We start from the raw sequence: 20,638 nt of genomic DNA, 5'->3' as shown, positions 1-20,638 counted from the left end.
TTGTTTAATGGGAGGGGTTGTTTTATAATGGTGTTATAAGAAAATTAAGATAATTAGGTTGTTATAAGGTTAAAGTTTAGGGGGAAAGAAAATGGGAGAACTTTGGCACGGCGGAAAGATTTATACGATGGAAGAAGAAGGAGGCGTCGTAGAAGCGGTTTATGTAGAAAACGGTACAATTGTTGAGGTTGGAGCGAAAGAAGAGTTAGAAGCTCGTTATCATCCGAAGCAGTTCGTTGATTTAGAAGAAAAAACAATGCTTCCTGGTTTTGTCGATAGCCATATGCATCTTATTGGACACGGGGAGCGATTACTTCGCTTAGATTTATCAGCATGCACATCTTATCAGGAAGTATTAAGCCTTGTTGCTGAGCGAGTGAAAACAACGAAGCAAGGAGAATGGATTATTGGTGAGGGCTGGAATGAAAATAATTTTACAGACCGAAAAGATGTACATAAACGGGATCTAGATGATTTGTCACGCCATCATCCTATTTTATTAAAACGCGTTTGCCGTCATGTAACGTTGGTGAACTCTTATATTTTTGAGAAAGCTGAAATTATGCAAGGTAGAAAAGACCCAAAAGGCGGAAAAATTGGACGCGATCAACATGGTGAATTCACAGGCTTATTGTATGAACAAGCGCAAGATTTAATCGCCCCTATTCTACCGGACATCGATGCAGCTTATTTAACGAAGGCGCTGCAAACAGCAATTCAAGATTGTTGGCAATACGGACTAGTTGGCGGTCATACAGAAGATTTAAATTACTATGGTAGTTTTCAAAAAACATACAGTGCCTTTACAGAAGTGATTCGAAATTTGCCGTTTAAAGCGCATCTTCTTGTTCATCATGAAGTAGCGCACGAACGTGAGCAATATGAGAATACACACTATATTGAGTTTGGGGCAATGAAAATTTTTTCAGACGGTTCCTTTGGCGGACGAACAGCGCTGCTTAGTGAACCATATGAAGATGCAAAGGAAACGAATGGCGTTGCTATTTTTTCTCATAAAGAACTTGCGGAACTCGTAAAACAAGCAAGAGAATTCTATATGCCCGTCGCAATTCATACAATTGGTGATTTATCGCTTGAATATGTAATTGATGCGCTTGAAATGCATCCGCCAAAGGCAGGGCAGCGTGATCGGATTATTCACTGTCAGCTTGCGCGTGAGGAATTAATCCGGCGCATGAAGAAGCTTCCGGCAATTTTAGATATTCAACCTGTCTTCGTTTCCTCTGACTTTCCATCTGTTATTGAAAAGCTAGGGGAGCGAAGGCTTCGATATGCATATGCATGGAAAACACTTCTTTCTGCTGGTTTACACTGCGCAGGTGGTTCGGATGCACCAATCGAGCAGGTCAATCCGCTTTTAAGTATATACAGCGCCGTAACAAGAAAGAGCTTTGTGGATGAAAACTGTTACGTGCCGGAAGAAAGGTTAACAGTATTTGAAGCTGTTTCACTGTTCACAACAGGAAGTGCATATGCGATTGGAAAAGAAGAGAGCCGCGGGAAAATTGCAGGGGGGTATGAGGCGGATTTTACTATATTAGATAGAGATATATTTCATGTGAAGGAAGAGGAAATAAAAGAGATAAACGTTATGATGACAGTTGTGGATGGTGAAGTTGTATATAAGAAATAAAGGCGGCACATGCCGCCTTTATTTCTTATCCCGCTATTCGTGGGCAGTAAAGGCTGGAGAAGAGCAGGGAAGAAAACTGTCCGTAAAAGCCCGATTGGTTCAACTAACCTTTTGGAGAAGAACACTCCAAAAGGAAGTTTCACTTTATAAAAATGTTCTTTGTACTTTTTCCCAGAACGAATTGTTTTTTAGTTTCACTGTTTTGATTTGCTTATCGCTTAAACGTACAACTGCTTTTTCCACTTGTTTAATACTAAGTGCTTCGTTATCCATACCCATGACAGGGTAGTCTTTGTCATTATGAGTTAATTTTAATGTTAACGTACGATCGTTGCTTAAGATGAATGGAGAACCAAGGGTCCGGTACGTATTGTTATTTAAAGAAGCAAGCTCACTTACTTGGAAACATGGAATTAATGGATCCACGACAGCTCCGCTTAGTGATTTATTATATGCAGTGCTTCCTGTTGGGGTAGAAACGACTAAACCATCCCCTCTGAATGTTTCAAAATATAAATCATCGATGTACACATCTAACACAAATGTTTTAATCACGCTAGAGCGCAGTGAGAATTCATTTAGGCAATGAAAAGATGTGTCATGATCGACAGTTACTTGAATTGTTGGATATCTTCTTACTTCAATTTCATTTTTTGTGATTTCTTGAAGGGCGCTATCCACATGGTCGATGTGGAAGTCACAGTAAAAGGAAATATCATCTGTTGCCGAAACTCCTGCGTATAAACAATCCTCACGAAATCCTGTTTTGTTAACAGCCTGTAAAAATGTACCATCGTCGCCAACACTAACAATAGCATTTGCGTGCTGTGGATGGTCTAATATTGTAAATCCGTTTTCTTTTAAAATGTCGTATACTGGTTTCATTTTTTCGATAAGCGTTGCTTTATCATCACCGTAAAAGAAAAATAAATTGCGACGATTTTCCATTTTGTATTCCTCCATGCAGTAAATAATATGTTCAAATAGTATATTTCGATAAAAATATGAAAAACCCTTCTGTTTTTAGAAAAATCTATATTTTCAATTTTGTTTATTTTTTTTATGCCGTGTCGATAATGAATACGGAATGAAAGGATGGTACGATGAAGTGGCTTGTGATTGGAATTGGAATACTTATTTTGTTGGTCTTACTTATTTTATTATCGAAATTATCGCTAAAAATTAGTTTGTTATATACAGAAACAGAAAAACAATGTTTGCTTGAAGTGAAAATATGGATGATTCATTATACGTTTGATGTGCTAGAACGGATTGAAAAGCAGCAAAGGAAAACAGAGCAAAAAATTGAAAAAGCAGAAGAGGAAGGCGGAACCGAGGATAAATTTGTGGCATGGCTTGACAGTATAGCTGAGATTATAAAAAGGCTGCAAGAAATCCATACTATGTTTAAAGATTTTCTTCAAAAAGTGAAAATCAATAATTGGAGATGGTATTCGCAAATTGGAACAGGTGATGCAGCGAGTACTGGAGTTATTACAGGTTATGTATGGTCGGTAAAAGGAATCATTGTTGGCGCTGCCGGTCAATATGTAGAAATTATTGGTGCGCCGCAGCTTGAAATTACTCCAATTTTTCAAGGGAAAACTGTGGCATCCCATTGTGAATTAACGGCTTCATTTCGCATATATCGTGCAGTTAAGGCAGTAATTCGGTTGTTTATATTTTTGAAGAAGCAAGGAGTTATTCCGACAGATCATGCGATGCAGCAAAAAATATAGGGGGGATTATATGGAACATCCAATTCAAGGATTAATGACAACAGCGATGCAGCATTTAAATCATATGATTGATGTAAATACAATCATCGGTGATCCCATTCAGTCACCTGATGGAAGTGTTATCTTAACAGTTTCTAAAGTAGGATTTGGCTTTGCGGCAGGTGGTAGTGAATTTGGGAAACTTGAAAATAATAATCATCATCCATTTGGCGGTGGTAGCGGCGGCGGTGTTTCCATTAACCCGGTTGCTTTTCTTATTGTAAATAGTGAAGGTGTGAAAGTACTTCATTTAGATAAACAGACGCATATACTTGATAAAATAATGGAATTAGCACCTCAGGCAGTTGATAAAGTGAAAGAAATGATGAACAAACAAAAGGATGAACAGCCAGAGTATGAAATATAGAAAATGAAATGTACCTTTTGTAAAGGGCGTTAAAAAATGATGCCACATGAAGAAGATGATTTCTGTATTAACAGAAATCATCTTCTTTAGATTTATCCCGCTATTTGCGGGCAGTAAGACCCCTTATAGGATAGAACATAACTTTTCTTAAATTCCGAAAATTAATTCTTTTCAATTTTATATTTATGTATAATGTAAAATATGGATTATTGTGGAAGGGGAGGTCCGGTGTATGAATGAAGTTACAGTTTCGAAATCCTTTTTTTCAAGGTATAAAACAATTGCGGATGCCGTAAAGGGTGTTTCACCAGGTACAACAATAGTAGTAAAGCCTGGTGTGTATCGAGAAAATATCCATATTGATAAAGATATTAACATAATTAGTGAAGGTGATAAGAGTGATACTGTAATTGAAACGTTTCAAACAGCTTTTTTAATTGAGAATGGGAGTAAAACATTTATAAAAGGAATTCAAATTCGTCAGCTTGGACAAGATGATACAGCTTTAATAAAATGTTCTTCTGGAACAATACAAATACAAGACTGCGATATTTATCCACAAAATGGTTCAGGTGTATGGGTGCACCAACAAGGGATATTGTATATGCAATTCTGTCAAATAACTGGTGGGTATACAAATGCAATCAACTTTGGAGAGGGAAGTCAAGGGACAATAGAAGATTGTGAAATACATGGAATGAAGGGAGAAAAGTATCCATCCTTATTTATCAGTAATAGTAATCCGATTATAAAAAATTGCCGCATTTATAATAGTGCGAGCGATGCTGTTTTTATGAAAAATAATGGTAACCCATTTATAGAAAACTGTGACTTGTTTGATATACAAGGTGTCATTCTGTATATATCTAATAGTGCTCCTACCATAAAGAAGTGTAAAATACATGATGGACAAAATCATGCTATCTACATAGAAAAGGGAAGTAAACCGATAATAGAAAATTGTGAGATATTCAAGTTTAAAAATACAATGATATATATTCGTGAGAGTCAGCCAGCTATGAAGGGTTGCAAAATGTTTGATGGGAACACAAATGCCGTAACTTTTAAAGAGCAGAGTGCAGGATTAATTGAGGAATGTGAAATATTTAATTTATTAGGTGAAGAATATCCAGCGATTTGGATAGAAACGAGTCAACCTACATGGAAGAAATGTAAAATTAGTTATACTGCAAATAATGCTTATTATATAAGTGAAGGAAGTAAAGCGGTAATAGAAAATTGTGAAATTTATAAAACAGAAGGCCACGCCTTTCAAATTGTGAGGTCAGAGCCTAGCATTAGATTTTGTAAAATGTATGATGGAGAATCATCTGCTTTTTATATTCAAGAAGAAAGTCGACCTTTTATTGAAGAGTGTGAAGCGTTTAATTTTAAAAAGCAAATTGTAGCAGTAGTTACTGGTAGACCAATGTTTAGAAGGTGTAAATTTCATGATGGTGAAGCGAACGGAATATCATTTTATCAAAATGGCGGCGGCCTTTTTGAAGAATGTGAAATATATCAATTTTCAAATGAAAAATATTCTACTATATATGTTAACCAAGGTATTCCGGAGTTTAAAAAATGTAAAATTTATAAGGGTACTAGAGATGCAATCTATTTAGAAAATAACAGTGGTTGCATCATGGAAGAATGTGAAGTCTGTCAATTTCAAAATGAATCCTATGCAATGATTCAAGGGGTACAAAGTAATTTGAAATTAATAAATTGTAAATTATATGAGGGGAATAATAATGCTTTTAATTTTATAGAAAACAGTCAGTTGACAATAGAGGGATGTGAAATATTTAATTTTTTTAGTGATAACTATTCAATGATTGGGATAGAGGAGAGTTATCTAACACTTACAAAGAGTGAATTGTATAAAGGACAATATACGGCTGTGAATATTAATAAGAATAGCGTTGTTTCCATTGAAGATTGTAATATATCAGATTTCAATGAAGATTGCGTAGAAATTTATGAGGAAAGCGAAGTATTGCTCCAACGAAATAAAATGTATAACTCTTTAAGAGGGGTTGGAGTCGTAAGTGGTAGCAATTCAAAAATAATAGAGTGTGATATATATGATTGCCGAGAAACAGCTGTCTGGCTAAATCAGGGACAAGCTGTAATCGAGAAAATTCAAATTGAAAATTGTGGTGGAAATGCACTTAATATTAAAAATAATAGTAATGTTGTTTTTATAAATGGGAGTATTTCTCAATTTGAATATCCGATGATATATAGTGAAGAAAGTCAATTTGATGTAAAGAAAAGTAGTTTTAATCATTGTAAGAATCCAATATTTTTAGTGGGAAAAGAAAGTGAATTTTGGATAGAACAATGTGAAATGTCTCAAGTAGATGAATCATCAGCAATTGAAATCAATTCACATGTAAAAGGTACTGTTCAAAAGTGTAACATTTATGATGCTTTTATGGGCGTTAAGATTGCTTCTGAAAGTCAAATTATTTTAAAGGATATCAAGTGTTTTGATATAGAAAAAACGGCTTATCAAATTACTGATGATCGTTCAGCTACATTAGAAAATTGTAAAACGTATGTAGAGGTAACGCGTCAGAAAGTACAATCCACTGAAGAATCAAAAGAAGAAAAACAGGATGTGGAAGAGGTACAAGAACAGCAGGAAATTATAGAATCGAACGATATAATGACGGAGTTAGAACGTTTTGTTGGAATGAACAGTATTAAGGAACAAATTAAACACTTAATTAACCTTGTAGAAATTACTCGTTATCGAAAAGAAGCAGGTCTTGACTCCGGGGGAGATATTAAACCAAAACATACCGTTTTTTATGGGAATCCAGGGACGGGAAAAACAACGATTGCTCGTTTGCTAGGGAAAGTATATAAATCACTTGGATTGCTTGAAAAAGGGCATGTTGTTGAAGTAAAGCGTGAAGACTTGGTCGGAGCGTATATTGGTCATTCTGAAGAGAAAACAAAACAGCGTATTGATGAAGCAATGGGTGGGGTTTTGTTTATTGATGAAGCATATTCGTTGAGTATTGAAGATGGTGCACGTGATTTTGGGAGACAAGTTATTGAAGTTTTATTAGCAGCTCTTGAAAATCATCGCGGAGAATTTTTATGTATCGTTGCTGGTTATGAAAAAGAAATGGACCGATTTATTGCTTCTAATCCAGGTTTGAAAAGCCGTTTTGTATCTTATATGAAATTCGAAGATTATACACCAGATGAATTGATGGAAATTGGAAATCGCTTGTTAGATGATAAGAAGTACCGCTTAACAGAAGAAGCGGAAAATTATGTATATGAACAATTTGTATGGCTGTATAGAAAGCGGGATGAACATTTTGGAAACGCGCGTATGGTTCGGGAACAAGTAGATAAATGGATTACATTGCAAGCAAACCGAATTAGTACATTACCAAGAAGTGAATGGAAGAACAAAGAAGTATTGACGACAATTCGTTTGGAGGATGTTGAAAAAGCATTCCAACAAAGAGGCGCAAGAAAAGTGGCTGTTCCAATTAATGAGAAATTACTACAAGAACAAATGGACCGTTTGAATAGTTTAATCGGTTTAACAAAGGTGAAAAAAGAAATTGAAAGATTAATCCAGCTTGTTTCTTATTATCGAGAAGAAGGTAAGGATATAAGAGAACTTTCCATGCATATTTCATTAATTGGTAATCCAGGAACAGGAAAAACAGAGGTTGCGCGAATTATTGCAAAGGTGTATGAGGCATTAGGAATTTTAGAGCGCGGAGATTGTGTGGAAGTAGATCGAAAAGAATTGGTTGATAAATATCAAGGGGGAACGGAAGAGAAAACAGCGAGTGTATTACAAAAAGCAATGGGAGGCACACTGTTTATTGATGAGGCATATACACTGACGAATAAGGGGAGCAAGGATTCTGGACATATAGCTGTGGAATTATTGCTAAAACAAATGGAAGATAAACGCGGAGAGTTTATCGTATTAGTTGCTGGATATGAAGATGAGATGGAAGAGTTCCTTGATAGCAATAAAGGCCTTCGTCGTCGCTTTGATCGCCGCCTTGTATTTGAAGATTATACACCAGAAGAAATGATTCAAATTGCAAATTATTATATGACTAAAAAGCTGTATAGTATGTCAACTGAAGCAAGACACATGCTTGTTGAATATTTTACTTATCTGTATGAAAATCGCGATAAAACATATGGGAATGCAGGTTTGGCTCGTAAGATTATTGAACAGGCAATGAAAAATTTAGATTATCGTATCGCTACCTTGCCAATAGAAGAGCGAATGGAAGAACGGAAATATACAATTAGTGTGGAAGATATACAGGCGCTTTTACAACAACAGGAGCAATAATAAAGCGAGGACAGGGAATATGGATAAATTTAAATAGGCTTTTTTGTTGAAAAAATTATATAAATTGAGTTAGTTTCATTTGTATTTTAAGGGCATTATGACTATCATTAACACTGTACATATTTTGTTTTTTAGAAAAGGGAGGATTTTCAAATGGCAAACGTAACGTTTAAAGGAAACCCAATCACTTTAGTTGGCACAGAAGTTAAAGTAGGCGACCAAGCACCAAACTTCCAAGTGTTAGCGAATGATTTATCTCCGGTAACTTTAGAAACATATAAAGGCGCAGTGAAATTGATTAGTGTTGTACCATCTATTGATACAGGTGTATGTGATGCACAAACTCGTCGTTTCAACGAAGATGCAGCTAGCATTGAAAACGCAAAAGTATTAACAATTAGCGTTGATTTACCATTTGCTCAAAAGCGCTGGTGTGCAGCTAACGGTTTAGAAAACGTTGTAACGCTTTCTGATCACCGCGACCTTTCTTTTGGTGAGGCATACGGTGTTGTAATGAAAGAACTTCGTTTACTTGCACGTGCAGTATTCGTAGTAGATAGCAACGACAAAATTGTTTACGTAGAATACGTAAGCGAAGGTACAAGCCATCCGAATTACGAAGCAGCATTAGAAGCAGCAAAAGCCGCAAAATAATGTAGGTAACACAAGGCGATCTCTTATCAAGGGGTCGTTTTTTTTTGACAGTAAATTCTCTACATTTCATGCCGTATATTGTAGAAGTGTCGACATATAAATCCATTTTGATTTTTTTACATATAAGTCACTGCTATGCAAAATAAAAAGTGATCGGCACTCGTTTTCTACCTTTGTTTTCATATTGCACGTGGCAGGAAAGGGGTCTAACCGCTTTCTATGCATGACCAGATGCTCTCGTCCACCTAAAAAAGTGATTTTTTATTTGTATTTATATATTGTCGATTCAATAAGAATGAAAAGAATTAAGAATATGGTATGATATAAGTTATGTGTATTTTAGTTTGAAGGAGGAATTTTCGTGAGTTCAACAGTAGAAACATTATTTTCTATTTTTGATTCTTCTGCCGTAATTTTACGTAAAGAATTAGATATAACGTATTTAGAAGCACTTGTAGAAACAGGTGATAATTTATTTGAAGGAACAATTTTACAAGAAGGCTTAGAACAACCAACAATTGAACGATTAGAGCGTGAATATAGCAAGTTTAATGAAGAAAACTATAAAGGCGAAGAAATTCGCAAAGCGTTTCAACTTGCCATCTTAAAAGGGATGAAAGAAGGCGTACAAGCAAATCATGAAATGACGCCTGATGCAGTTGGGATGTTTATGAGTTATTTATTCCATAAATTTATGAAGGATCAAGAGGAAATAACTGTACTAGATCCTGCAGTTGGAACAGGAAATTTATTAACGACAATCTTCAATGGTCGCCTAGAAGGTACAACGATGAGTGGCTTTGGAGTAGATGTGGATGACTTGCTTGTTAAACTTGCATTAGTCAATGCGAATTTACAAAAACAAGCGGTCGAGTTCTTTAATCAAGATGGACTAGCGTCTCTTTATATTGATCCAGTTGATGCAGTTGTGTGTGATTTACCAATCGGCTATTATCCAAATGAAATCGGTGCAAGTGAATATACGTTAAAAGCAGACGAAGGTATGTCTTATGCACATCATCTTTTTATCGAACAAAGTGTCAAACATACAAAAGAAGGTGGTTATTTATTTTTCTTAGTGCCAAACTTCATTTTTGAAAGCGACCAAGCACCAAAGCTTCATGCATTTATTAAAGAAACATGTTTTGTGCAAGGATTACTTCAGTTACCTGTTTCCATGTTTAAGAATGAAAAAAATGCAAAAAGTATATTTGTTCTCCAAAAGAAAGGGCAAAACGTAAACATGCCAAAACAAGCGCTATTAGTAGAATTACCGAAATTCTCTAATATGCAAGCGATGGAGAACATTATGCAGCAAATTAATGGTTGGTTTGCTGAGAAAAACTAAAACGGGTACATGTATAACAGATATACACGTATATATAGTACAGTTTTATATTGTTTACAAAATTCAGTAATATATATAGGTGACGAAATTGAAAACTTTCAATCTGTAATATAAAAAAATCTGTTGTGTTACAATTTTTTCACTTGAAATATATGTCGTACGATGTTTAAATTAAAATCGTGAGTATTAAATTTTTATCAGTGAAACGGTTCTGTTATCTGAGAAAAATTGAAGACATAAAATTGAGCGGTTTGTGGAGGGATTCCACACAGCTAGAGAAAAAGGGGCGAAAGACTAGATGTCAAAAATCATCGCGATTAATGCAGGAAGCTCTTCCTTAAAGTTTCAATTATTCGAAATGCCAAGTGAAACAGTATTAACAAAAGGTTTAGTAGAACGTATCGGATTAGAAGATAGCATATTTACAATTACTGTAAACGGCGAAAAACAAACAGAAGTAACAAATATCGCAGACCATGGCGTTGCGGTTAATATGCTTTTAAACAAATTAACTGCAACAGGTATTATTAAATCTCTTGATGAGATTAGCGGTATTGGTCATCGTGTTGTACACGGCGGTGAAAAATTCGCAGATTCTGCTCTAATTGACGATAAAGTACTAGCAGAAATCGATGCTTTAAGTGAGTTAGCACCACTTCATAATCCAGCACACGTTATTGGTATTAAAGCGTTCCAAGAAGTTCTTCCGAACGTACCTTCAGTAGCGGTGTTCGATACAGCATTCCATCAAACAATGCCAGAAGAATCTTTCTTATATAGCTTACCTTATGAATACTATGAAAAATACGGCATCCGTAAATACGGATTCCACGGTACTTCTCATAAATATGTAACGCAACGTGCAGCTGAATTATTAGGCCGTCCACTTGAAAGCTTACGTTTACTTTCTTGTCACTTAGGTAACGGTGCAAGTATCGCAGCTGTTGAAGGCGGAAAATCAATTGATACGTCTATGGGCTTCACTCCACTTGCTGGTGTAACAATGGGTACACGTTCTGGTAACCTTGATCCTGCGTTAATTCCATATATTATGAAGAAAACAGGACAAAATGTAGATGAAGTTCTTAACGTATTAAATAAGAAAAGTGGTATGTTAGGTCTTTCTGGATTCTCAAGTGACTTACGTGATATTGAGCAAGCTGAAGAAGAAGGAAATCACCGTGCAGAAGTAGCATTAGAAATATTTATAGGCCGCATTCATAAATACATCGGTTCTTATGCAGCTCGTATGAAAGGTGTAGACGCAATCATCTTTACAGCTGGTATTGGTGAGAACAGTGCATTAATTCGTGAGCGTGTATTAGAAGGTCTTGAGTTTATGGGCGTATACTTCGATCCAAAACGCAACAATATCCGCGGTGAAGAAGCATTCATTAGCTTCCCTCACTCTCCAGTAAAAGTAATCGTAATTCCAACAGACGAAGAAGTTATGATTGCTCGTGACGTAGTACGTCTTGGAAATATTGGTTAATATATGATAAAAAGACGGGATGATTCCCGTCTTTTTTCTATTATTTTTTTGAAAGTAGTTCCGTTAATCCGTTTGGGTATAATGTTTTTTCACCTTGTAAAAATGTTTCAATCGGGATCCATACACCATAAGAGATGTGATCTCCTTCTGTTATGGTGAATCGATTCTGTTTATAAAGTTCTTTGTTTGAAAAATGAGCAGAATACAATTGGACTATTTCATGGCCAATTGTATTGTCTATTTGAAAAATGTTTTCTAAACAGCCTAAGTATGTACTGATTTCTACAGTAACGCTAAGTTCTTCTTCAAATTCTCGGATAACAGTTTGCGCCCCGTATTCCCCAAGTTCAATTGTTCCTCCAAGTGGTCGATAATAATATCCCTCACCAGTTTCATGTTTTCCTTTATATTCTTCAACAAGGATGCAATCATTGTGTTTAATAATGCCTAATGCTTTTGCACGCGGATACATAACATACCTCCCTTTTTTATTGCGACTTATTTGAAAATAACATATTTTTCAGAAAAAAACAGGGCGTACGGCCTCTCGCAGCAAATATATTACAGTGTAGAAAAATAATTCAAGGGGATGTTTGTATGTTGTCAAAGAGCGAGGAACGAATTTTACATGATCTAAAAAGCTGGGAGCAGCAACTAGTGCAACACGAATCAACGGATTTTCAGCAAATGTTTGATAAATGGGTAAATCGTACATTTTCGAAATTGCCAGAGAAGAAACGAAATGAATTTTTTTCAAAAGCAGATGGATGGCTTTTTCATTTACATGCGTTCATACAAAGCTCGCAGTCGCAGCTTGATGTACGCGGAAGAATTTTGGGGGCGGCGCGTGTGTTTGATGATTCTATTGAACATATTGAAGAAATGAGAGAACTATCCATTCATCAATTAACATACATAGCAGAACAACAAACAGCTCGTCATCGTTTATATTCTTTCGTGCAAGGAGGAGTAACTGGAATTGGCGGCTTTTTATTATTAAGTGCAGATTTCCCAGTACTGATTGCTTTAAATGTGAAAGCCGTACAACTGATTGCTACATCATTTGGTCATGATGTGAATAAACCGTATGAAATGATGTTAGCGTTAAAAGTGTTTCATGCAGCTATATTGCCAGCGCATTTGCAGCAGTATGCTTGGTACAATTTGCTGCAAGAGTTAGAACAAGAAGAACCGGCTCCATTTTTTTATGAGGGAGAAGAAGAAGTGTTAAATCCAGCATCTGTCCAAGTGATGCTAAAACAAATTTTGAAAACATTCATTATTTATTCACTGCGCCGCAAGTTGTTTCAAGGTGTACCAGTACTTGGGATTGCGGTTGGATCAACGGCGAATTACCGGTTAACGCGGAGCGTAACAGAATTTGCGAATCGATTTTATCAAATGCGTTATTTACGCCAAAAAGTATAAAAAGCGAAAGGCAGCTGCCTTTCGCTTCTAATTTGTTGCATGTTGTTTTGATAATGGAATTGCCACGGTTTTCTTTTCCTCTGCTGGATAATAGATTAAATCTAGTGCTTTCGCCTGCACAGCAAGGGAAAGAATCGTAAAGGCAATCTCAGTCCATGTTAAATAATATAGTGAAAGTGCAATGACAATTGCGTCAAAAACGAAGAAAATTTGCCCAACCGTAAAGCGTGTTTTTTTGCTTAATACAATTGTTAAAATGTCATCTCCGCCTGTTGCACCGCCGAATCGTAAAATAAAACCAAGTCCAACTCCAGCTAAAGCTCCGCCTACTACTGCAGCTACAAATAAATGATTAGATAAATCAACCGTGAACGGAGAATAATTTTCCATTAAAGAATAAAATACTCCGAATGAAATCGAACCGATAAATGAATAGCCGACCATTTTTTTACCTAAAAATGTAGCGCATAGTAAAATGACTGGAATATCCATTAAAACCGTTGAAATGGATGGTGAAATATCAACAAAATTTTGTAAAAACAGTGCGATTCCGACAAAGCCACCTTCAGTTAAGTGGTTTTGAAAATGAATGTGATATAGCGCGGTAGCTAAAATAAATGAACCAAGTAAAACCATGAAAATTTCTTTAATAATTCGTCGACTTTGGATGTTCTCCATCGTTATTCCTTCTCTCCGTAGTTAGTAGTTTTCTATTTTTCATAAACTAACTACGCCTATATAGCAGCAGTTAGTTTACATACGTCTAACTACGCTATATATCACTGAAGAAATAACGAATAATCCTCTCGTCCATCAATTCTCCCTACTTTCGTTTTAGTTTAGGCCTAAAATAGACTAAACAAAACTTAGAGTAGGATTTTTTATTTAGCAATCCTATTCTCTTCTAGGTTTTGTTTAGTAAGTGTCACACAACCTAAACAAAACGCTATGTGTAAGAAGAGTCTTTTTGTTGCCAAATTATCCTTCGGGCAATCATAATTTCCCCACTTTCGTATTTTTTTCGCTAGATAAAGTATCTAAGCAAAAAATACGCTACGTGTAAGATTCGTCTTTTCGATGCCACATGCTCCTTCGAGCGATCATGATATCTAAATCCTTTCTGTGAAAGATTTTATACTATTATATCATACTTTTGGGAAATGTATGTTGTTGGAAACTGAGAATGGGCAAAGAAAAACCTACACACTTTGTAAATATGAGGGGAAATGGTGTAATAAACTAATATTTGCTGTCGAAAGTTTTTGGTTATGAAAAATGTACTTTAATTAATTACATAATATTCATTTTAAAGGGAATATTCCCTATAATTCAAGTCATATTAGCGATGACTGGAGAGATTCGTATGAAAATAGTAGATATACAAGTAAGCATAGAGGAAAAAAGAGAGGAACTAATTGGACTTGTAAGAATGTACGGATTTAATCATGAGAAGGTAGTTGTATGTAGCCAAGAGTTAGATGATTTAGTCTATCGTTTGATGGAAAGTATTACTTATCAAGAAAGTATATTTTCTATTTCTGCAAAGAAAAATACGAATAACAATATACATTCACCTTAGTTGGAACAAGCTTTCTTTTTTATTACCTATGTTTGAAAGCGCTTGCGAATTATTGTGATAAAAAGAGAAGTCCATAATAGTTTGATTGTTGGGGAATTTTCATCGGTAGAGGTCCACTGATGAAAATTTTTTATTTGGAGAGTTTGTAAATGCGTCTAGAGAAGCGTTTAAAATAAAGTTTATCCCGCTATTCGTGGGCAGTAAAACCCCCACTGACGGAAGTTTCACCTTATGAAGTAACAAGATCATATGAATCTGCCAGCGCAAGTGGAGTAAGCGGTTATGAAGAAGGTGCACTAAAACTGGAAATCATTCTTTGCTTCCATGAAAGTATATCAGATACATCCTCCCACTTTTACTGGCAGCCCTTGCATTCCAAAGTATATGAAATCTCCTATGAAAGAAATTGTATTTAAGAATTAAGCATGTAAACTCCAAATAAGAAAAAAACCATTTCTTCTTTACTGATGCGCCTTTCCTTCAGAGACATTTTGAGTAAGACGATACCAAAGCCAAAGGTCGTTAATGATGGAAGCAAGATCGGCAATTTCTGTATTCAGTTTACAGGAAAGCTCAAAGTTTTCTTCGTTATTTAATTTATGTTGTTTCGTATTAATGATATGTTCAAGTTCTTGAATCCGATCAGGTATTTTTCCGCGAATTTGTTCCCACTTTAATAAAATGGCATGCTGTACAGCTGTAGGAATCTCTTTCCATTCTTCTTGTAAATCAGGTATTTCAATTCCTAGATGTTCATTATATATGAAATATTGTTTCATGCCTCTTCCCTCCATTTTCTGTTTCTATTGTATCGAAAAAGAGAACGAACTTCGATGAAATTGTTTGAAAAATATTTGTAAATATCCCTTGCGCCATTTTTTAAAAGATGATAAATTATGAATTAATATTAATAATGATGAATAAATATTCTTTTTAGGGGGATGTAAAATGGAGAATAAGAAAGTTGTATTAGCATATTCCGGAGGTCTTGATACTTCCGTTGCGATTAAGTGGTTGCAAGAAAAAGGATACAATGTTATTGCACTTTGTTTAGATTTAGGCGAAGGGAAAGATTTAGAATTTGTGAAAGAAAAGGCATTATCCGTTGGAGCTATTCAATCTTATATGATTGACGTGCAAGAAGAATTTGCGAATGAATATGCATTAAAAGCACTGCAAGCTCACACGTTATATGAAGGGAAATATCCACTTGTATCCGCATTATCTCGTCCGTTAATTGCGAAGAAGTTGGTAGAAATCGCAGAGATGGAAGGAGCAAGTGCAGTTGCACATGGATGTACTGGAAAAGGAAACGACCAAGTACGCTTTGAAGTTTCTATTCAAGCGTTAAATCCGTATTTAGAAGTGATTGCACCGGTACGTGAATGGAAATGGTCACGTGAAGAGGAAATTGCGTATGCAAAAGAAAACGATGTGCCAATTCCGATTAACTTAGACAGCCCGTTTTCAATTGATCAAAATTTATGGGGACGAAGCAATGAGTGTGGAGTTTTGGAAGATCCATGGGCAGCGCCGCCAGAAGAGGCATATGAAATGACGTTAGCACTGGAGAATACACCAAACAAACCTGAATTTGTAGAAATTGGGTTTGAAGCAGGGGTACCAACAACATTAAATGGTGTATCGTATTCCCTAGCTGAGTTAATTAAAACGCTAAATTCTCTTGCTGGTAAGCATGGGATTGGCCGCATTGATCATGTAGAAAATCGTCTTGTCGGTATTAAGTCACGTGAAGTGTATGAATGCCCAGCAGCGATGACGTTAATTACTGCACATAAGGAATTAGAAGATTTAACACTTGTAAAAGAAGTAGCGCATTTTAAACCGATGATTGAACAAAAATTAACAGAGTTAATTTATAACGGCTTATGGTTCTCGCCTTTAAAAGATGCCCTTGCTGCCTTTTTACAAGAAACGCAAAAACATGTGACAGGTACAGTACGTGTAAAACTATTTAAAGGACATGCAATTGTGGAAGGACGTAAATCGGATTATTCTCTATACGATGAAAAATTAGCAACATATACAGTAGAAGATGAATTTAATCACGATGCAGCTGTTGGCTTCATTTCATTATTTGGTTTACCAACAAAAGTATATAGCCAAGTGAATCAAAAGAAGGTGGAGGCATGAGTAAACTTTGGGGCGGTCGTTTTACAGAGCAGGCTGAACAGTGGGTTGAGGAGTTTGGAGCCTCGATCTCCTTCGACCAACAATTAGCAGTAGAAGATATAGAAGGAAGCATTGCGCATGTTACGATGCTTGTGAAATGTGGCATCGTGACAGTGGAAGAAGGAGAAAAAATTAAAAACGGTCTTCAGTATTTACTTGAAAAAGCAAAGAAGCAGGAACTTACGTTTTCTGTTGAAGCAGAGGATATTCATTTGAACATTGAAAAAATGTTAATTCAGCATATTGGTGAAGTTGGCGGTAAGCTGCATACAGGAAGAAGCCGTAATGATCAAGTAGCAACCGACATGCATTTGTATTTGCGAAATGAAGTGCAGCATATTATCAAGGCAGTTAAGCAAGTGCAGACTGTACTTACAGCGCAAGCAGAAAAACATATTGAAACAATTATGCCAGGATATACGCATTTACAGCGTGCACAACCGATTTCTTTTGCACATCATCTTCTTGCATATTTTTGGATGTTAGAACGCGATGGAAATCGTTTTATAGATTCACTAGGGCGCATTAACATTTCTCCGCTCGGAGCCGGGGCACTTGCTGGGACAACATTTCCGATTGATCGTGAATATAGTGCACAGCTACTTGGGTTTGATGGGATATATGAGAACAGTTTAGACGCAGTAAGCGACCGTGATTTTATTCTTGAATTTTTAAGTAATGCTTCTATATTAATGATGCATTTATCACGTTTTTGTGAAGAACTGATTTTATGGAGCAGTCAGGAATTTCAATTTATTGAAATGAGCGATAGTTATGCAACGGGCAGCAGCATTATGCCGCAAAAGAAAAATCCGGATATGGCAGAGCTCATTCGCGGGAAAACAGGAAGAGTATATGGCAACTTGTTTAGCTTATTAACAGTTATGAAAGGATTGCCGCTTGCTTACAATAAAGATCTGCAAGAGGATAAAGAAGGCATGTTTGATACAGTCAATACAGTAAAAGGGTGTTTACATGTAATGGCCGGTATGCTTGAGACGATGACGGTGAAAAAAGACAATATGGCGAAAGCTGTCACGCAAGATTTTTCAAATGCGACTGAGATAGCAGATTATTTAGCGAGTAAAGGTTTACCGTTTCGTCAGGCACATGAAATTGTAGGAAAGCTTGTCCTTCTTTGCATTAACGAAGGTGTATATTTACTTGATCTACCGTTAGCAACTTATCAAGAGATGAGCCCATTATTTGAGAAGGATTTATACGAAGTACTTTCGCCGTCCGCCGCAGTAAAAAGAAGAAACAGTGCAGGCGGTACAGGGTTCGAACAAATTAGGCAAGCACTTCAAATAGCGAAGGAGCGAGTAGAAACCCCCGTGAACATGTAATATTTCACGGGGGTCTTCATAATTGTTACATATATTTAATTAATGTACTCTCTAATGCTTTCGTTCTTTGTAGAGATGTTGTCTTCCATTTACGGGTTGTGGCAGTTCCAAACATAATATTTTTAGAATCTAGACTATGCGTTCGATAAGAGTTTGCATCTGGATTTTTTCCTTGTAGTTTTCGATGAGAGTAGAATAAAATATGTCCGAGTTCATGCGCAAGTGTATTTTCTAATGAAGATTTTGTGAGGATAATATGATTAAAACGGCTTTTTGTCATAAGGGAAGAGAACGATCGTCCCGTTGTATTATTTGAGAGGTGTCTTGCACTTGTATAAAAGATTGAAATACTATTTGGATTTGGAAAGAGATATTTCCTTTCGTTAAATAATCGTTTTATATTTTTACTTTGCTTTGTTCGAAATGAGGTATCATTCGTTCGAACAGAAAAATCTTTCAGCATTGTGATGCTAGTAATAACAAATTGTATCTTCCATATTTTTGTTGCTAAATCAACTTGCTGCTTAATTTCTTTTTCTGTTACATTACAGCCGGGAAGAGTAAAGATACATAAGTTTATAAGCGGAGTAGTGCGTTTGTTTTTGACTTTGGTTTTGCTGTTTTTTTTCTTTTCATTATTCAAAAAAATCACACCTTCATGCTTGGACATATATATAATGTATGCATAAAGAGAAAGGTTGCTTGTACAATGCAAGCAACCTTTTGGCTATATTTTTTCTTGCTCGTATTTATGCTTTCCTTCTGTAATGCGAATATATTCTATGTCCATTAAATCGCGAAACAGTGCACCGTGGCTTAACTCTACACCATGTTTTTCTTTGAAGTGGGCACAAATTGTTTCTACCATGTCGATTTCTTGTCCGTTTAAATCAAGTATAATACGTTCATTACTTTCCATGCAGTCGCCCTCATTTCTTTTTTCTTAGCATAACCTTAGAGAATAATTTTATTTAGAAGGAAATAAAAAACACCAAGCCTATTAAATAAAGGCTTGGTGCTGCTTTATTAAATTTCCCCTTGCTCTTCATCACCGCGAACAACAAGGACATCGCACTTCGCATAGCGAATAATATGTTCAGAGACGCTGCCGATTAAGAAACGTTCTACTGCGTTTAAACCAGTTGCACCGCACATAATTAAATCTACTTTATGCTTTGGAGCAATATCTTTTGAGATTTTTGATTTTGGATTCCCAAACTCTAATACAGTTTCTACTTTTGTAACACCTGCTTCTAGTGCAGTCTTTTTGTAGTCTTCTAATAAATCTTCTGCAAATAAATTTGCGCGTTCTGCAATTGCGCGGCTATATGCTTCTACCGCAGAATAAGCTTTAACGTCAACGATATGGGCGATTGTTAATGTAGCATTGTTACGTTTTGCTACTTGAATTGCTTTTTTAAATGCTTTTTCAGCTTCCTTAGAGCCGTCGACTGCAATTAAAATATTTGTATATGTAGTATTCATGAACAATTCCTCCTCATTCTATAAGCGTTATAACTCTTTACATCTTTATTATAAAGGAAATTATGGAAAATAGTTTGACAGAAACGTTACAGAATTTCGAAAACTCTGTTTCAAACATTTTAGTTGTAATTGTATGAAGAAGTTGTTACATATGAATTATAGCAAGAAAAAAGGAGGCTTATGTTTGTGAGACATGCGCTCATTACAGCCGGTACAAAAGGTTTAGGGAAGAAGGTAACAGAGAGTTTATTACATAAAGGATATTCGGTAACAGTAACATATCGCAGTGATGTACAAGCGATGGAAATGTTAAAGCGGCAATATAAACATCTTGCACATCGTATACAATTTGTGCAAGCGGATGTAACGAAACAAGAGGATTTACATACAGTAGTAACAAAAGCGATGGATCGTTTTGGCCGCATTGACTTTCTTATTAATAATGCAGGTCCATACGTATTCGAGCGTAAAAAGTTAGTTGAATATAAAGATGATGAATGGAATGAAATGATTCATGGTAATTTAACGGCCGTATTTCATTTATTAAAGCTTGTTGTTCCTATTATGCGTCAGCAAAAATTTGGTCGTATTGTGAATTATGGATTTCAAGGAGCGGATAGCGCGCCGGGATGGGTATATCGTTCTGCTTTTGCAGCTGCAAAAGTCGGACTAGTTTCACTTACAAAAACAATTGCTTATGAAGAAGCTGAATATGGGATTACATCAAATATGATATGTCCCGGTGATATTATTGGTGATATGAAAGAAGCAACAATTGCTAAGGCGCGTACATTATCTGATTCTCGTACACCAATTGGACGTTCTGGTACAGGGGAAGATATCGCTCGTACAATTTCTTTTTTATGTGAGGAAGATTCGGATATGATTACGGGAACCATTATAGAAGTAACTGGAGCAGTTGATGTCATTCATCGATATCGTCAAAATTAGACAAATTCTATC

The 20,638-nt window shown here is 35.9% G+C and carries 18 protein-coding genes and 1 pseudogene; 12 read left to right on the top strand and 7 right to left on the bottom strand.

The window, feature by feature from the left end:
- Positions 1-91: 91 nt before the first annotated feature.
- Positions 92-1,654, top strand: a complete 1,563-nt coding sequence (locus ACIGHG_RS13880; RefSeq protein ID WP_336470993.1) for an amidohydrolase — start codon at positions 92-94, stop codon at positions 1,652-1,654.
- A 144-nt stretch (positions 1,655-1,798) separates the two neighbouring features.
- Here the strand turns inward: ACIGHG_RS13880 and ACIGHG_RS13875 are convergent, their stop codons facing one another.
- Complete coding sequence (locus tag ACIGHG_RS13875) at positions 1,799-2,602, bottom strand: NAD kinase (RefSeq protein WP_090918200.1); 804 nt, start codon at positions 2,600-2,602, stop codon at positions 1,799-1,801.
- Positions 2,603-2,757: 155 nt separating this feature from the next.
- On the opposite strand from ACIGHG_RS13875, the gene ACIGHG_RS13870 reads away from it, so the two are divergent.
- The 6 genes from ACIGHG_RS13870 (at position 2,758) to ACIGHG_RS13845 (ending at position 11,644) form a co-directional block, all read left to right on the top strand.
- A complete protein-coding gene (locus ACIGHG_RS13870) occupies positions 2,758-3,393 on the top strand; it encodes a DUF2953 domain-containing protein (protein WP_336470994.1) in 636 nt (211 codons plus the stop codon).
- Positions 3,394-3,403: 10 nt separating this feature from the next.
- Complete coding sequence (gene ytfJ, locus ACIGHG_RS13865; protein WP_336470995.1) at positions 3,404-3,799, top strand: GerW family sporulation protein; 396 nt, start codon at positions 3,404-3,406, stop codon at positions 3,797-3,799.
- Between the two features lie 232 nt (positions 3,800-4,031).
- Positions 4,032-8,150, top strand: a complete 4,119-nt coding sequence (locus tag ACIGHG_RS13860) for a right-handed parallel beta-helix repeat-containing protein (RefSeq protein ID WP_336470996.1) — start codon at positions 4,032-4,034, stop codon at positions 8,148-8,150.
- Between the two features lie 153 nt (positions 8,151-8,303).
- Positions 8,304-8,804 (top strand): thiol peroxidase, encoded by a 501-nt coding sequence (gene tpx / locus ACIGHG_RS13855; protein WP_336470997.1) that lies wholly within the window; start codon positions 8,304-8,306, stop codon positions 8,802-8,804.
- 361 nt (positions 8,805-9,165) lie between these two features.
- Positions 9,166-10,152, top strand: coding sequence for a class I SAM-dependent methyltransferase (locus tag ACIGHG_RS13850; protein WP_336470998.1), 987 nt, complete (start codon positions 9,166-9,168; stop codon positions 10,150-10,152).
- Positions 10,153-10,450: 298 nt separating this feature from the next.
- On the top strand, positions 10,451-11,644 hold the full coding sequence (locus tag ACIGHG_RS13845) for an acetate kinase (RefSeq protein WP_336470999.1): 1,194 nt from the start codon (positions 10,451-10,453) through the stop codon (positions 11,642-11,644).
- A gap of 40 nt (positions 11,645-11,684) precedes the next feature.
- On the opposite strand, the gene ACIGHG_RS13840 is transcribed toward ACIGHG_RS13845, so the two are convergent.
- Positions 11,685-12,116 (bottom strand): NUDIX hydrolase, encoded by a 432-nt coding sequence (locus ACIGHG_RS13840; RefSeq protein ID WP_336471000.1) that lies wholly within the window; start codon positions 12,114-12,116, stop codon positions 11,685-11,687.
- Between the two features lie 125 nt (positions 12,117-12,241).
- Between ACIGHG_RS13840 and ACIGHG_RS13835 the strand changes: the two genes are divergently transcribed.
- Positions 12,242-13,072, top strand: coding sequence for an EcsC family protein (locus ACIGHG_RS13835; RefSeq protein ID WP_336471001.1), 831 nt, complete (start codon positions 12,242-12,244; stop codon positions 13,070-13,072).
- Between the two features lie 27 nt (positions 13,073-13,099).
- On the opposite strand, the gene ACIGHG_RS13830 is transcribed toward ACIGHG_RS13835, so the two are convergent.
- Positions 13,100-13,750, bottom strand: a complete 651-nt coding sequence (locus ACIGHG_RS13830; RefSeq protein WP_090918183.1) for a YitT family protein — start codon at positions 13,748-13,750, stop codon at positions 13,100-13,102.
- 667 nt (positions 13,751-14,417) lie between these two features.
- Between ACIGHG_RS13830 and ACIGHG_RS13825 the strand changes: the two genes are divergently transcribed.
- A complete protein-coding gene (locus tag ACIGHG_RS13825) occupies positions 14,418-14,651 on the top strand; it encodes a Spo0E family sporulation regulatory protein-aspartic acid phosphatase (protein ID WP_396548939.1) in 234 nt (77 codons plus the stop codon).
- 461 nt (positions 14,652-15,112) lie between these two features.
- On the opposite strand, the gene ACIGHG_RS13820 is transcribed toward ACIGHG_RS13825, so the two are convergent.
- A complete protein-coding gene (locus ACIGHG_RS13820) occupies positions 15,113-15,430 on the bottom strand; it encodes a radical SAM protein (RefSeq protein ID WP_336471002.1) in 318 nt (105 codons plus the stop codon).
- A 169-nt stretch (positions 15,431-15,599) separates the two neighbouring features.
- On the opposite strand from ACIGHG_RS13820, the gene ACIGHG_RS13815 reads away from it, so the two are divergent.
- Together ACIGHG_RS13815 and argH are read left to right on the top strand one after the other, a co-directional pair.
- Complete coding sequence (locus ACIGHG_RS13815) at positions 15,600-16,805, top strand: argininosuccinate synthase (RefSeq protein ID WP_090916340.1); 1,206 nt, start codon at positions 15,600-15,602, stop codon at positions 16,803-16,805.
- Positions 16,802-18,190, top strand: coding sequence for an argininosuccinate lyase (gene argH, locus ACIGHG_RS13810; RefSeq protein ID WP_090916342.1), 1,389 nt, complete (start codon positions 16,802-16,804; stop codon positions 18,188-18,190). The genes ACIGHG_RS13815 and argH overlap by 4 nt, the downstream gene beginning before the upstream one ends.
- A 25-nt stretch (positions 18,191-18,215) precedes the next feature.
- On the opposite strand, the gene ACIGHG_RS13805 is transcribed toward argH, so the two are convergent.
- From ACIGHG_RS13805 to ACIGHG_RS13795, 3 genes are all read right to left on the bottom strand, one after another.
- Positions 18,216-18,833, bottom strand: a complete 618-nt coding sequence (locus ACIGHG_RS13805) for a hypothetical protein (protein WP_336471003.1) — start codon at positions 18,831-18,833, stop codon at positions 18,216-18,218.
- 84 nt (positions 18,834-18,917) lie between these two features.
- On the bottom strand, positions 18,918-19,109 hold the full coding sequence (locus ACIGHG_RS13800; protein WP_090916346.1) for a ProA domain protein: 192 nt from the start codon (positions 19,107-19,109) through the stop codon (positions 18,918-18,920).
- Positions 19,110-19,216: 107 nt separating this feature from the next.
- Positions 19,217-19,675, bottom strand: a complete 459-nt coding sequence (locus ACIGHG_RS13795; protein ID WP_090916348.1) for a universal stress protein — start codon at positions 19,673-19,675, stop codon at positions 19,217-19,219.
- Positions 19,676-19,826: 151 nt separating this feature from the next.
- On the opposite strand from ACIGHG_RS13795, the pseudogene ACIGHG_RS13790 reads away from it, so the two are divergent.
- Positions 19,827-20,626: pseudogene (locus tag ACIGHG_RS13790) on the top strand (SDR family oxidoreductase).
- The last annotated feature ends 12 nt before the right edge of the window (positions 20,627-20,638 follow it).

It is taken from the genome of Bacillus sp. NPDC077411 (assembly GCF_044543425.1).
Lineage (GTDB): Bacteria > Bacillota > Bacilli > Bacillales > Bacillaceae_G > Bacillus_A > Bacillus_A bruguierae.
This window is presented reverse-complemented; position numbering and strand designations above follow the sequence as displayed.